The sequence below is a fragment of the Xanthomonas sp. NCPPB 4037 genome, from assembly GCF_041475695.2.
Classification (GTDB): domain Bacteria; phylum Pseudomonadota; class Gammaproteobacteria; order Xanthomonadales; family Xanthomonadaceae; genus Xanthomonas; species Xanthomonas campestris.
The window spans coordinates 3,426,748-3,439,533 of record NZ_CM191261.1; the positions used below are offsets into that span (position 1 = coordinate 3,426,748).

12 protein-coding genes are annotated in these 12,786 nt (G+C 66.7%); 2 read left to right on the forward strand and 10 right to left on the reverse strand.

The features are described from left to right. Nucleotides 1–131: 131 nt before the first annotated feature. The 5 genes from ACCQ01_RS15300 to ACCQ01_RS15320 all read right to left on the reverse strand — a co-directional run bounded on the left by ACCQ01_RS15300 (nt 132) and on the right by ACCQ01_RS15320 (nt 6,867). Nucleotides 132–932, reverse strand: a complete 801-nt coding sequence (locus tag ACCQ01_RS15300) for a dienelactone hydrolase family protein (RefSeq protein WP_228431668.1) — start codon at nt 930–932, stop codon at nt 132–134. Nucleotides 933–1,076: 144 nt separating this feature from the next. Further along, nucleotides 1,077–2,483, reverse strand: a complete 1,407-nt coding sequence (gene murD / locus ACCQ01_RS15305; protein WP_228431667.1) for a UDP-N-acetylmuramoyl-L-alanine--D-glutamate ligase — start codon at nt 2,481–2,483, stop codon at nt 1,077–1,079. Continuing rightward, nucleotides 2,464–3,819, reverse strand: coding sequence for a UDP-N-acetyl-alpha-D-muramoyl-L-alanyl-L-glutamate epimerase (gene murL / locus ACCQ01_RS15310; protein WP_228431666.1), 1,356 nt, complete (start codon nt 3,817–3,819; stop codon nt 2,464–2,466). Before murL ends, murD begins: the two co-directional genes overlap by 20 nt. Continuing rightward, nucleotides 3,816–4,274: a hypothetical protein gene (locus ACCQ01_RS15315; RefSeq protein WP_228431665.1), complete on the reverse strand. Its 459-nt coding sequence runs from the start codon at nt 4,272–4,274 to the stop codon at nt 3,816–3,818. Before ACCQ01_RS15315 ends, murL begins: the two co-directional genes overlap by 4 nt. Next, nucleotides 4,258–6,867, reverse strand: coding sequence for a bifunctional aspartate kinase/diaminopimelate decarboxylase (locus ACCQ01_RS15320; RefSeq protein ID WP_228431664.1), 2,610 nt, complete (start codon nt 6,865–6,867; stop codon nt 4,258–4,260). The genes ACCQ01_RS15315 and ACCQ01_RS15320 overlap by 17 nt, the downstream gene beginning before the upstream one ends. Nucleotides 6,868–7,061: 194 nt before the next feature. Here ACCQ01_RS15320 and ACCQ01_RS15325 point away from each other — a divergent pair, with 194 nt between their 5' ends. Further along, nucleotides 7,062–7,940 (forward strand): PhzF family phenazine biosynthesis protein, encoded by an 879-nt coding sequence (locus tag ACCQ01_RS15325; RefSeq protein WP_228431663.1) that lies wholly within the window; start codon nt 7,062–7,064, stop codon nt 7,938–7,940. A 31-nt stretch (nt 7,941–7,971) separates the two neighbouring features. Beyond that, the gene (locus tag ACCQ01_RS15330; protein WP_228431662.1) at nt 7,972–8,853 is read left to right on the forward strand and encodes a PhzF family phenazine biosynthesis protein; all 882 of its coding nucleotides are present in this window, start codon (nt 7,972–7,974) and stop codon (nt 8,851–8,853) included. A gap of 395 nt (nt 8,854–9,248) precedes the next feature. Here the strand turns inward: ACCQ01_RS15330 and ACCQ01_RS15335 are convergent, their stop codons facing one another. The 5 genes from ACCQ01_RS15335 to ACCQ01_RS15355 all read right to left on the reverse strand — a co-directional run bounded on the left by ACCQ01_RS15335 (nt 9,249) and on the right by ACCQ01_RS15355 (nt 12,754). Beyond that, entirely contained in the window at nt 9,249–9,851 is a 603-nt protein-coding gene (locus ACCQ01_RS15335) for a glycine zipper 2TM domain-containing protein (RefSeq protein WP_228431661.1), read from the reverse strand. Nucleotides 9,852–10,003: 152 nt separating this feature from the next. Continuing rightward, nucleotides 10,004–10,438, reverse strand: a complete 435-nt coding sequence (locus tag ACCQ01_RS15340; RefSeq protein WP_019237459.1) for an OsmC family protein — start codon at nt 10,436–10,438, stop codon at nt 10,004–10,006. Between the two features lie 326 nt (nt 10,439–10,764). Further along, complete coding sequence (locus tag ACCQ01_RS15345) at nt 10,765–11,712, reverse strand: aspartate carbamoyltransferase catalytic subunit (protein WP_228431660.1); 948 nt, start codon at nt 11,710–11,712, stop codon at nt 10,765–10,767. 15 nt (nt 11,713–11,727) lie between these two features. Further along, nucleotides 11,728–12,195, reverse strand: a complete 468-nt coding sequence (gene ruvX / locus ACCQ01_RS15350; protein ID WP_012437809.1) for a Holliday junction resolvase RuvX — start codon at nt 12,193–12,195, stop codon at nt 11,728–11,730. Further along, on the reverse strand, nt 12,188–12,754 hold the full coding sequence (locus tag ACCQ01_RS15355; protein ID WP_011037878.1) for a YqgE/AlgH family protein: 567 nt from the start codon (nt 12,752–12,754) through the stop codon (nt 12,188–12,190). The genes ruvX and ACCQ01_RS15355 overlap by 8 nt, the downstream gene beginning before the upstream one ends. Nucleotides 12,755–12,786 lie beyond the last annotated feature (32 nt).

Below are 12,786 nucleotides of genomic sequence, written 5' to 3' on the forward strand. Positions count from 1 at the left end.
CAACAGCTGACAACGCTCATCCAAACGACACCCGCCACTGCGTTTCGACAGTGACGCGCTGAAACACGGCCGCTGCAGCCGTCCACGTGGAAACGCTGGCGCGCAGGACATGCCGCACGCCAGCGCCACCCTCACTTACCGAAACGTTCGTCGAAGAACCCGTGCAGCATGCCGAACGCACGCTTGGCCGCACGCGCGTTGTACAGGCAGCCCGGCGGGCTGTTGGCATCGGCTTCGGCGAAGCAATGCACCGCTCCGCTGAAGTTCACGAACTGCCAGTCCGCGCCGGCGCCGTTCATTTCGGTTTCGAACGCGGCGATGTCGGCCTGGGTCACGCTCTTGTCATCGGCGCCGTTGAGCACCAGCACCGGCGTCCTTGCGGAGTTGGCGGCCGCCGGCGCGGGTGTGGAAATACCGCCATGCAGGCTGACCACGCCGGCCAGCTGCGCGCCCGCGCGCACCAGTTCCAGCACCGTAGTGCCGCCGAAACAGAAACCCACCGCACCGATGCGTGCTGCATCCAGCGGTGCGCTGCCGGCCTGCGCCTTGAGCACATCCACCGCCTTGAGGGCACGCGCCTGCAGCGTGGACCGGTCATCGCGCAGCGTCTTGGCCTGCGCCCCGGCTTCGGTGTCGTTCTTGGGCCGGATGCCCTTGCCGTAGACGTCCGCCACCAGCACCACGTAGTCGTCGCCGGCCAGCTGCTTGGCCTTGGCCACCGCCGAATCGTTGACCCCGCGCCAGTTGGGCACCATCACCAGGCCCGGGCGCTTGGCAGGGCCGGCATCGTCGTACACCAGCACGCCGCTGAAGCTGTCCTTGCCAATGGTCCATTCCAGCGGCTTGGCTTGCATCGCGGCCATGGCCGGACCGGCCATCAACGCCAACAGGCCGGCCAGACCGGCGCGTTTCCATTTCGATTGCGTCTGCATGCACATGCTCCCGGGGATGTGCAGCGAGTCTAGGCGTTTGCGTGGTGCCTGGATGGTGACGGCGCGCAGCGTGTGGCCAGCCGCCATCCATTACGACAAACAGAGCACAGGCTTGGCACGCGCAACGCAACCAACAGCTTGAAGCTACTGCACACCCAGGCCGGGAATCGCACTGATCGCCGCAGGATCGAACCCCGCCAGCTGCGCAAAGTGGCGGCCACGCGCCACGTAATCGCTGTACACGCCAAAGCTGGGCGCGCCGGGCGACAGCAGCACCACCCCGCCCTGTGCACCGAGCGCGCTGCGTGCCAGCTGCATCGCATGCGCCAGGTCATCGGCGGCATGCAGGCCAAAGCCGGCGCTCTGCGCCAGTGGTGCCAGCAACGCATGGATGCGCGGGCCGTTGGCGCCCATGGTGACGATTTCCAACGGCGCCTGCTGCGCCATGTGCGCGGCGAAGTCCTGCCAGTCCAGCCCACGGTCGTGCCCACCCACCAGCAACGCCACGCGCTGCTGTGCAAAGCACGCCAATGCCGCCAGCGAGGCATGCGGTGTGGTGCTGATGGAATCGTTGACGTATGCGATGCCGTCCACGCTACCGAGCCACTGCAACCGGTTGGGCAACGGACGAAAGGTCAGTGCCGCCGGCGCCAATGCCGCCGCATCCAGGCCCAGGGCCTCCACTGCCGCCAGCACGGCGCACAGGTTGCGCCGGTTGTGTTCCCCCGGCAGCGGCACGTTGGCAGTATCGAAAATCGGCTGTTGGCCGCGATAAACCACGTCGCCACGCAGGTGCCAGCCATCGGGATGATTGAACCAACGCACTTCGCTCTCAGGCAGCTGCAGCTGCGCCAGATGCGGGTCGGCGGCATTGAGCAGGGCGATGCGCGGGCGGCCGTCGGTCACCAGCGCCAGCTTGTCACGCACATACGCCGCTTCACTGCCGTGCCAGTCCAGATGCTCGGGGAACAGGTTCAGCACCAGCGCCAACTCCGGGCGCGCGCCACTGCGCCCCACCTCACCGGTCTGGTAGCTGGACAGCTCAATCGCCCAGTACGCAGGCGGCGGCTGTGGGGAGAGCACTTCCAGCAACGGCTGGCCGATGTTGCCGACCAGCGCGGTGCGATGGCCGCCGGCACGCAACAGATGCGCCAGCAGCGCGGTGGTGGTGCTCTTGCCCTTGGTGCCGGTCACGCAGATCGCGCCCGGCACGTAGCCGTCCGGCTGCGCGTGGTCGGCAAACCACAGCGCGGTGCCGCCGATGAAGCGCGTGCCCTGCGCGGCGGCGGCGCGTGCTTCCTCACGGTACGGGCTGATGCCCGGTGACTTGATCACGACCTCGAACGCGGCCAGCGCCTGTGCGCTCGCTTCGGTCTGCACCTGCAACGCGGGGTCTGCCAAAGCGGCAACGTCGCGTGCCTCTTCGGCGTTACAAAAGACCGTCAGCGGCTGCGCAGGCAGCTGTTGGCGCAGCGCGCGATAGGCGGCGCGCCCTTCGCGCGCCAATCCCCACAACGCAACCGCCTTGCCCTCAAGCTGCGAAATTCGCACGCACGCGCTCCCACAGCGCCGAAGGAACGCGGTGCTCGCCATCGATGGCCATCAAGGGCTCCAGCTGCAGTGCGTCCTGCTCCAGCTGCGGTTGGATCTCGCGGATAAACCGCTTCACCAGCGCGTCTTCCTTCCATTCTGCACGGGTAGCCAGCACCGCCATCGCGGCACGCGACTCGCGCCCCTCGCCCACGCATTCGAACGGCTTGTGGTCCTGGAATTCCAGCAACGCATCGTAGCCGCCGGCCTGGGCGGCATCGTCGAGCAGGTTGCGCCCGAAGATCTTGACCAGGCGCGTCTTGGGCATGAACGGCGCCAACGCCAGAAAAACGAAATGGCATTTGGGGCACACCCCGCACCAGCGATGCACCGGCCGCTCGCCCATGATGTGGAAATTACGGTTGCAGCTGGAAAAATGCGCGTCGTAGTGATCGGTCTTGGCGAACTGCCGTGCCACCGCGAGCTCGGAGAGCGGCCGCAGCAGCGAGTAATAACGCAGGTCGGCGGCAACATGCTGCTGCACGTACTCACCAAAGGCCTGCTCGAACGCCCAGCCCTTGGACCACTGGTGATTGACCTCGCCGGTGCCGGGAATCTGGCTGCCATAGCTGGCCGAACGCTCGTTGGAAAACACCACCTGGTCCACGCCGGTGAGCAGCGCCGACAACACCAGGATGGCCGAATTCACCGCCGTCACCGGGATGTGCCCGTTCCAGGCACCCTGACGATTGAGCTCGAACAACTCCGGCGCCAGCACGCGGCCGATGTTGAGCACCGGCAGCCCGGTCCGCTCGGCGCAGGCGCGGATCAATTGCGAACCGCCAATCCAGCTGACGGTCTGATCCACCCCGGCCTGCCGCAGCGCTTCAATACTGACCAACGAATCCTTGCCGCCGCCGATGGCCACCAGCGCATGCTCGCGCAGCCCTGCGGCCGGTGCCTGGTCGGCTGCCGGCGCCGTCACCGGGAAGTGGATCTTGCCGTGCAGGTTGAAGCCATTGCGGTAAGCGAATTCGCCCAGGCCGTGCAGATAGACGCTTTCCATCAGTGCGGCGGTCTTCGCATCGATGGCGTAGTCGTCGATCTGGATGGTCGGCGGCACCGCCGCCTTGTAGTAGCTGACACCGGCGATCAGGTGCAGCAGGCGCAAGGCCTGTTGCACGGCCGCCGCACGCGTGGCGTCCAGCACGAACGGGGCACCGGGCACCGCCACGGTCTCCACCAGTTCCGGCCCCTGGTCGAAGGCATACACCAGCGTCGCCACGCCGGTCTGCGCATCCAGCGCGCAGCGGACAAAGCGGAACGTGGACACCTGATGTTTGTCGAAAGCGCTCATACACACCCTGCAGGCACACGTGCGCGACGCAGATAACGCCGGCACAGGAAATATTCGATGATGGAAAACGGCACAGCGGCCCACAGCAGTGGCAGGCAACCCATGAGGAACACCAGCAGCAGTGCCTCCGAGCCAATGACTTCTGCGCTGCCAGTGACCGCCAACGCGATCACCAGATACAACAACAACAGCGGCGGATAGCTGAGTGCGTTCAACACCAGCGTGCGCAGCGCCATGCCGCCGGCATGCTGCGCCGGCGCGCGACGCTGGCGCCAACGCTGCCAGCGCGCCGCACCCCATGCACCCACACCGGCAGCGACCAGCGCGGGCAGCGCCCACTTCAGGCTATCGGTCCACGGCATTGCCTGGCCGGCCATGTCGATGGCGGTGGACACCACCATCGACACACCACCGGCCAGCGTGCTCAGCGCGATGAACTCAGCCAGCGGCCGCATCGATCACCTCTTCGCGCGGCAACTCCCGCTGGTTGTAGGTGCTGGCCATGGAATACCCATACGCGCCGGCATCGGCAATCAGCATCACATCGCCCGGTGCGGTAGCCGCGGGCAGGCGGCGGCGCTTGCCGAACACATCGGAGGATTCGCAGATCGGCCCCACCACATCGAAGCTGCCATCGGCAGGCGCACCGAGCTGGCTGAGGTTTTCGATGTCGTGCCAGGCGTCGTACAGCGCAGGGCGGATCAGGCTGTTCATGCCGGCATCCAGGCCGACGCGATGGATGCCGTCCTTTTCGATCACCTGGGTCGCCTGGGCCAGCAATACGCCGGCCTCGGCCACCAGGTAACGGCCAGGCTCGATCGCCAGGCGGAAGCCCGGATGCACGGCCTTGACCTCGGCTAGCCCCTTGGCCCACAGCTCCAGGTCGAACGGCTCGTCTTCGGCGCTGTAGGGAATCGGCAGCCCACCGCCGATGTCGATGGTCTCCACGGTGCCGATGCGGCGCGCGAAGCCGGCCAGTTCGTCGTACATCATCCGCCAGTGTTCGCCGGTCTCCACGCCGCTGCCCAGATGCGCATGCACGCCGGTGATGGTGACTTCCAGCGTGCGCGCCAATTCAACGAACTCATCCACGCGCGTGGACGACAGCCCGAACTTGGACGCCTTGCCGCCGGTGTTGACCTTCTCGTGGTGGCCATCGCCGTGGCCCAGGTCGATGCGCAGCCACACGTTGCGGCCGCGGAACAACTCCGGCCAGCGCTTGAGCGCTTCGACGTTGTCCAAGGTGACGGTCACGCCCAGCGCAAACGCGGCCTCGTATTCGCTACGCGGCGCGAAGCTCGGCGTGAACAACACGCGGCGCGGCGACAGCTCCGGCAACGTGTCGAACACACGGCGCAATTCGCCGTGCGAGACGCATTCCAGGCCGAATCCAGCCTGTTCCAGCGCCATCAGGATGGCCGGATGCGAGTTGGCCTTGATCGCGTAATAGCGCTGGTCCACGGCGGCAATCTGCGCCAGCGCCTGCGCACGCGCGCGCACCGTGGGCAGGTGATACACGTAACGCGGCGTGCCCGCCTTGGACAGCGTCAGCAGATGCGCGCGCTCGGCATGCCACCACGGCGTCGGCCGCGGCCGCACCGAACCGATGATTTCGCGCCAGCGTGGGCCAAACACCTCGCCTTCGCTGACCGGCATGGCGCCGCTATCGATCAATTCCGCATGCAAAATCGGCAATAGGCCGTCGGCATCGGATTCGTCGATGACGAAGGTCAGATTCAAGTCGTTGGACGACTGCGAAATCATGTGCACGCGCTCTTGCCCGAACGTGGCCCACACGTCGGACAGCTTGTGCAGCAGCGAGCGCATGCCGCGCCCGACCAGCGTGATCGCCGCGCATGGCACGATGATCTTGACCTTGCAGATCTGCGACAGGTCTGCCGACAACGCCGCCAGCACATCGGTGTTGACCAGGTTTTCGGACGGGTCCAGCGACACGGTGACGTTGGTTTCGGCCGAGCCGATCAGATCCACCGACAAGCCATGCTTCTTGAACAGCGTGAACACGTCGGCCAGGAAGCCGACCTGCTGCCACATGCCGATGCCTTCCATCGACACCAGCACGATGCCGTTGCGGCGGCTGATCGCCTTGACGCCGAGTACTGGTTCGGCGCTGCCATCGATGCTGGTGCCTGGCAGATCCGGGCGTTCGGTATCCAGAATCGCCATCGGCACGCCGGAGTCGCGGCAGGGCTTGATCGAGCGCGGGTGCAGCACCTTGGCGCCGGTGGTGGCGATTTCCTGCGCTTCGTAATAGTCCAGGCGGGTCAGCAGACGCGCATCCGGCACTTCCTTCGGGTTGGCGCTGAACATGCCGGGCACGTCGGTCCAGATTTCCACCCGGCTGGCGCCGAGCAGTGCACCGAAATACGCCGCCGAAGTATCCGAACCGCCACGCCCCAGAATCGCGGTGCCGCCATCGGCATGCCGCGAAATAAAGCCCTGCGTGATCAGCAGGCGCGTGGGCTGCGCATCGAAACGCGCCCGCCATGCGGCATCGGATTGCCACTGGCACGACACCGACAAGCGCTTGGACCACTCGCTCTGGTTGGGCTGCGGCGGCAACGCCGACAACCACTCCCGCGCATCCAGCCAGCCCATGTCCAGGCCATTGGCATGCAGGTAAGCCGCACCGATCGTGGAAGACAGCAATTCGCCCTGCCCCAGCACCTCGGCCTGCCAGTCGAGCGTGCGGCTGGCAGCGCGTGCATCGCCCACCAATGCGTGCAACGCGGCAAGACGCGCACCCAGCACTGCGTCGGCATCGAGCTCGAGCTCGGCAAGGAATTCGCGATGCCGCAGTTCCAGTGCCGCCACGCGCTGCGCGCTGTCGGCAGCACCATCGGCGATGGCAGTGAGCTCGTTGGTGACGCCCGACAGTGCAGACACCACCACCAGCACGCGGCCGCCGGTCTCGTTCGCCCGTTTGCTCGCCAGTTTTCCAATCGTGTCCCAGCGATGACGACGCGACACCGAGGTGCCGCCGAACTTGAGGACGATCCAACGATCGGTAGAAAGGGAAGCTGACATTAGATGTGGGCGTTTAGGATGGGGGGAGTTGCCCGGTACGCCGGGCGGAACCTCCGATTCTACTGCCAATATCCCAGCCATGACCCCTCCTCGCGTCACAGCCGCGCTGCCAGGCACCATCGCGCCCATGCACCCGCGCGCCTGCAGCCATCGCTGTCTGCGCGCACTGTCCTTTCACCGTAACGGCCGCCCTGATGCGCACATTTCGCTACCTGCAACTGGATGTTTTCTCCAACCGCCCTGGCGCTGGCAACCCGCTGGGCGTGGTCGTCGATGCCGGCGCACTGTCACCGCAACAGATGCAGCAGATTGCTGCCTGGCTGAACCTGTCGGAGACGGTGTTTTTCCTGCCGGTCAACGCGCCGGGCGCGGATTACCACATCCGCATTTTCACCCCGCGCGCGGAGCTGCCGTTTGCCGGGCACCCCAGCGTGGGCGCTGCCTGGGTCGCCAGGACGCACGGCCTGGTGGGATACCGCCAGGACAACCGGCTCTACCAGCAATGCGCCGCCGGCGTGCTGCCGGTGGATGTGTTCGACTGCCATGACGTGGTGCTGGTGCGTCTGCGCGCACCGCGTGCGCAGTGCAGTGACACCGGCACGCACCACGCCGCTGCGCTGGCGCAGGTGGCCCAAGGGTTCGCCATGGGCGCGCAGGCGCCTGCCCTGTGGAACAACGGGCCCAGCTGGTGGTTGCTGGAACTGGCCGACGAGGCCGCGGTGCGGACGGCTGTGCCCGACCTGGCCGCCATCGCCGCGCTCACCGCGGCCAGCGGGGCGGTCGGGCTGGCCATCTACGCCGCCGCAGCCACCGATGCGGAAGATCTGGTGGTGCGTGCATTCTGCCCGGGCGACGGCATCCCCGAAGACCCCGTCACCGGCAGCGCCAATGCCTGCATCGCCGCGCGCCTGCTGGCCGAGGACCGGCTGCCGGGCAGGCAGGGCCGCTACGTCGCCAGCCAGGGCCGCGAGGTCGGCCGCGATGGCCGCGTGGAGGTGGAAGTCGACGCCGCCGGCGATGTATGGATCGGCGGGGCGACGCAGCAAGTGATCGAAGGCCGCATCGCTTGGTAAGCTGCCGCGCCCTGCTCGCGGACCCACTCCTATGACCACGCGTCGATTCCTGCAACTGGATGTGTTCTCGGCCCGCCCCGGCAGCGGCAACCCGTTGGCGGTGGTGCTTGATGCCGATGGCCTGGACGATGCCGCAATGCAGGCCATTGCGCGCTGGACCAAGTTGCCGGAAACCACTTTCGTGTTTCCGGCCCCCGATGACGCCAGCAGTTATCGCCTGCGCATGTTTTCGCCGCAAAAAGAGGTGCCGTTCGCCGGCCACCCCAGTGTTGGCACCGCACATGCAGTGCTCGACGCCGGCCTGGCCGCGCCGCGCGACGGCGTGCTGGTGCAGGACGGCATCGCCGGGCAATTGCCGTTGCGCGTGGAGCAGATCGCCGGCCACCGCAGCATCGCCATCCGCACGCCGCGCGCGCGCGTCACCGAACAGGTGCAGGCCGACGACCCACGCCTGAGCGACAGCCTGCGCGGTTGGCCGCTGGGCGCATTGCCGCCGGCCCTGATGGATGGCGGGCGTACCTGGTGGGTGGTGGAACTGGCCAGCGAAGCCGCCTTGCGCAGCCTGGACCCGGACTGGAACGCGATTGCGGCATTGGCCGAATCCACCGGCAGCATGGGCGTGTTCGCCTACGCGCGTGCAGCGGCACCCGGCGCTTACGATCTGGCGGTGCGCGCCTTCGTCGGCAATGGCCGCCGTTTCGAAGACGCGGCCTCTGGTGCCGCCAACGCCGTGCTTGCGGCCTGGCTGGATAGCAAGGATGCCTTGCCCGGCACCGACGGCCGCTACGTGGTCAGCCAGGGCCGCGAAATCGGCTTCGACGCGCTGCTGGAGCTGCGCATCGATGCCAACGGCGAGGTCTGGTCGGGTGGACAGGTGCAGACGGTGGTTCGCGGCACGCTGGATTGGGAGTGATTGGACTTCCCCTGCCCATCACCGGCACGGGAGACGGGATAGCTGACCGTGATCGGTCATTGGAACATTGAACGCAAGAAACGCCAGGGCCGGATAGTGCGGCAGCAATGACGCTGAGGCCTTCGCGTCCGGCGCGCAGCGGGCGCGAGATGAAAAAAAACGCTGCGGTCTCCCGCAGCGTTTTGTCTGTTCGAACCGCCAGGACCAAGAGCCCACATCGTAAGAGCGCGCTTGCGCGCGAGGGCGTTACCGGGAAGGCCTCATCGCGCGCAAGCGCGCTCCTACACCGCCTGATGTTGTTCTAGACACCACTCCAAAAAACATCTGCACCACCCGCGCGTGCCATGCAGCCACCGCTGCATCCGCACTCCGGATGCAGCGCCCACCATCGACACTCAGTCGGGGCGCACGTCCACGCGCACGCGGATGCGGTCACCGGGGTTGTAGTCGCTGCGGGTGTGGTACATCCGGCCACCGTATTCGTAGGTCACGTCATAGCCGTCGACACGGTCGCGCTCACGGCGGTAGGACACCGGCTCGCAGACGCTGACATTGCCCTGGTAGGAGCGGTGATTGGCTTCGTAGATCGAGCGGCCCGCAGCGACGCCGGCCATGGTGCCGACCGCAGTGCCGACCAGGCGCCCATTGCCGCCACCGACCTGGCTGCCCAGCACTGCACCGGCGATGCCGCCGATCACGCTGGCAACACCGCGGTTAGAAGGATTGGCCCCGCCATAACCACCGTCATTGCGGTAGTAGCCGTCGTTGCTGGTGTAGTAACCGTCGGAGGGGCGGTTATAGCAGCGCTCGCTGGTGCGCTCGGTGTACGCGTCCGAGACGATGATCGGATCCACGCGTACCACGCGGGCGTATTCGTAGCGCCCATCCTCGTAGCTGCCGCGGCCATTGTCGCGGTAGCCATTGTCGTACCGCTGCGCCGTCGCGTTGCCCGCAACAGCCAGACCCATCACCAGCGCACCAAGCAGAAGAGTTTTCATTGCGGCTGCTTCACAGGGAGGACACGCTGCCGATCCTCGGCTTGCTGCAGTGAAACCGCCCTGAACCGAACGACCCGCGCAAAGCCCTATTCAGCAAGCCGCCAGCTGCGCACATCGACGCCTTGCGCCGATGTACGCAGCCAGCGCCGCGGTCAGCTGGAAAACTCGGTTTCCAGGCTGATCGGCACAGCGCTCAATGCTTTGGACACCGGGCAATTCTTCTTGGCGGTGTCGGCCAGCTCGCGGAACTTGGCTTCATCGATGCCCGGCACCACGGCCTTGAGCTTCAACCGGATCTGCGACAGCTGCGGGCCACCTTCCATCGACAGATCGACATCCGCGCGAGTGTCCAGCGAGGTGGGCGGAAAGCCGGCTTCGGTCAACTGCGCGGAGAGTGCCATGGTGAAGCAGCCTGCATGCGCAGCGGCAATCAACTCTTCGGGGTTGGTGCCCTTTTCGTCGCCGAAGCGGCTGCTGAAGGCATACCGGGTGTTCTCCATCAACCCGCTCTGCGGAGTGCTGAGCTGGCCCTTGCCGGTCTTGAGGTCGCCTTCCCAGTGTGCGGTGGCGTGACGCGAAATGCCCATTGCGGTCTCCTGCGATTGAAAGGGACCGTTACCTTAGGCGAGCGGGTGTTATGGCGTTGAGAGGTGGAATCGGGAATCGGGAATCGGGAATCGGGAATCGGGAATCGTAAGAGCGTGCGGCGTTGCGGGGGCGTTGTCACGCTGGACGAATGCGGCGTGTTCGAAATGCTGGGCTTGGCCATGCTGCGTGCTTACCTGGCTGGAACGCAGCCAAGCACGAAACAAAACGGGCGTCGCGATGATTGTCGCGACGCCCGTGATAAGGCTGTCCTTTTGCATTTCCTGCGATCGCGCTGTTACGCGATCGCAGCAGCGTATGCGGGCCATCAGCCCAACAGGGTTTCCAGGACCGCCATGCGCACGGCCACGCCGTTGGCCACCTGGCGCAGCACGCAGGACTGCGCGCCATCGGCCACCTCATCGGTGATCTCCACGCCGCGATTGATCGGGCCCGGATGCAGCACTGCCGCATCGCGTCCTGCGCGTGCCAGGCGCTCGCGGGTCAGGCCGTAGTCGACGTGGTACTGCTCCAGCGATGGGACCAGGCCTTCTTCCATGCGTTCGCGCTGCAGGCGCAGCATCATCAGCGCATCGGCGCCTTCCAGCATCGTGTCGAAGTCCTCGCCGACCACGCAGCCGTCCAGCATGTCGTCGTCGGGCAGCAGGCTGGCCGGGCCGCACACGCGGATCTCGCCGACACCCAGCGTACGCAAGGCGTGCAAATCCGAGCGCGCCACGCGCGAGTGCTTCACGTCACCGACGATCACCACCTTGAGCTTGGAAAAATCCGTGCCCTTGGCCTGACGCAGGGTGAGCATGTCCAGCAGGCCCTGGGTGGGATGCGCACTGCGCCCGTCACCGGCATTGATCAGCGCGGTACCCTCGCCGGCGGCTTCGGCCAGTCGCTCCACTGCGCCGTCTTCGGGATGACGCACCACGAAGCCGCGCACGCCCATCGCCTCGAGATTCTTCAAGGTATCGCGTGCGGTTTCGCCCTTGCGGGTGGACGAGGTGGACGCGTCGAAATTGAGCACGTCTGCGCCGAGCCGCTGCGCGGCCAGGTGGAACGAACTGCGGGTGCGCGTGGAGGGTTCGAAGAACAGCGTGCACACCGCGGTGCCCGCGAGCACGCTGCGCTTGCCCACGCGCCCCACTGCCGCATCGCGGATCTGGCCGGCGCGATCGAGCAGCTGCAGCAAGGTAGCGCGCGGCAGTCCTTCCAGGGTGAGCAGGTGGCGCAGGCGTCCGTCCGAATCGAGTTGCATGGTGGTCATCGCAGGTCGGGAGAATCAGGGAAGAAGAGTGGCTTGCTCGGGCGCCGACAACCAGCGCTCGACGATCACCGCCGCGGCCATCGCGTCCAGCGCGTCGGCATCGCGGCGGCGCTTGCGCCCATCGGCGCGCTCGCGCGCAAAGCGCTGCGCAGCCTCAACCGAGCTGGAGCGCTCATCGATCAGCACCACCGGCAGCGCATAGCGCTCGCGCAGTTCGCGTGCGAAGGCGTGCGCGCGTTTGCGTGCGGGCTGGTCCTTGTCGTCCAGGGTGAGCGGGTCGCCGACCACCAGGCCGGCGGGGCGCCATTCCTTGTGCACACGATCCAGCGCCACCCAATCGGGGCCGTTGGCATGCACGTTGATCACGGCCACGGCGCGGGCACCCGCGCCAAGCGCGGTTCCCACGGCCACGCCGATCCGGCGCGACCCCACGTCGAAACCCAGCACCGTCGCGTCGGGGCGGATCGCGCCCGCCTCAGGCATGCCCGGAGTAATCCGTGAGCCGGAACAGATCCACGCCGATGCGGCCGGCGGCGGTCTGCCAGCGGTCTTCCAGCGCGGTATCGAACAGCACGTTGGCGTCCGAGGGCGCGGTGAGCCAGCTGTTTTCGCCGAGCTCGAATTCCAGCTGCCCGGCGCCCCAGCCCGCGCAGCCCAGCGCCACCAGCGCATTGCGCGGGCCGTCGCCGGCGGCCATGGCCTCGAGGATGTCGCGCGAGGTGGTCAGGTAGACGCCCTGGCCCACTTCCAGGCTGGAATCCCATGCGCGCGCGTCGTCGTGAATGACGAAACCACGTTCGGGGTGCACCGGCCCGCCGCTAAGCACCGGTTGCTCGCGCAGGCGCTCGTCGCTGGTGTCGATCCCCATCTGCGACAGCACTTCGCCCAGGGTGTACTCGGACGGGCGGTTGACCAGCACACCCATGGCGCCGTTCTCGTCGTGCTGACAGATCAGCGCGACGCTGCGCGAAAAGGTGGGGTCGGACAGCGCCGGAAGCGCAATCAGCAGTTGGTTGGCCAGAGGCGTGGGCAAAACAGACATGCGGCCATTCTAGCGGTTCGTTTCGAACCGCG

Coding starts and splice junctions, on each gene's coding strand:
- ACCQ01_RS15320 (WP_228431664.1), bottom strand. CDS start 6,867: ATGTCAGCTTCCCTTTCTACCGATCGTTGGATCGTCCTCAAGTTCGGC.
- ruvX (WP_012437809.1), bottom strand. CDS start 12,195: ATGCCTGAGGCGGGCGCGATCCGCCCCGACGCGACGGTGCTGGGTTTC.
- murL (WP_228431666.1), bottom strand. CDS start 3,819: ATGAGCGCTTTCGACAAACATCAGGTGTCCACGTTCCGCTTTGTCCGC.
- ACCQ01_RS15345 (WP_228431660.1), bottom strand. CDS start 11,712: ATGACCACCATGCAACTCGATTCGGACGGACGCCTGCGCCACCTGCTC.
- ACCQ01_RS15315 (WP_228431665.1), bottom strand. CDS start 4,274: ATGCGGCCGCTGGCTGAGTTCATCGCGCTGAGCACGCTGGCCGGTGGT.
- ACCQ01_RS15335 (WP_228431661.1), bottom strand. CDS start 9,851: ATGAAAACTCTTCTGCTTGGTGCGCTGGTGATGGGTCTGGCTGTTGCG.
- ACCQ01_RS15340 (WP_019237459.1), bottom strand. CDS start 10,438: ATGGGCATTTCGCGTCACGCCACCGCACACTGGGAAGGCGACCTCAAG.
- ACCQ01_RS15355 (WP_011037878.1), bottom strand. CDS start 12,754: ATGTCTGTTTTGCCCACGCCTCTGGCCAACCAACTGCTGATTGCGCTT.
- ACCQ01_RS15330 (WP_228431662.1), top strand. CDS start 7,972: ATGACCACGCGTCGATTCCTGCAACTGGATGTGTTCTCGGCCCGCCCC.
- ACCQ01_RS15300 (WP_228431668.1), bottom strand. CDS start 932: ATGCAGACGCAATCGAAATGGAAACGCGCCGGTCTGGCCGGCCTGTTG.
- ACCQ01_RS15325 (WP_228431663.1), top strand. CDS start 7,062: ATGCGCACATTTCGCTACCTGCAACTGGATGTTTTCTCCAACCGCCCT.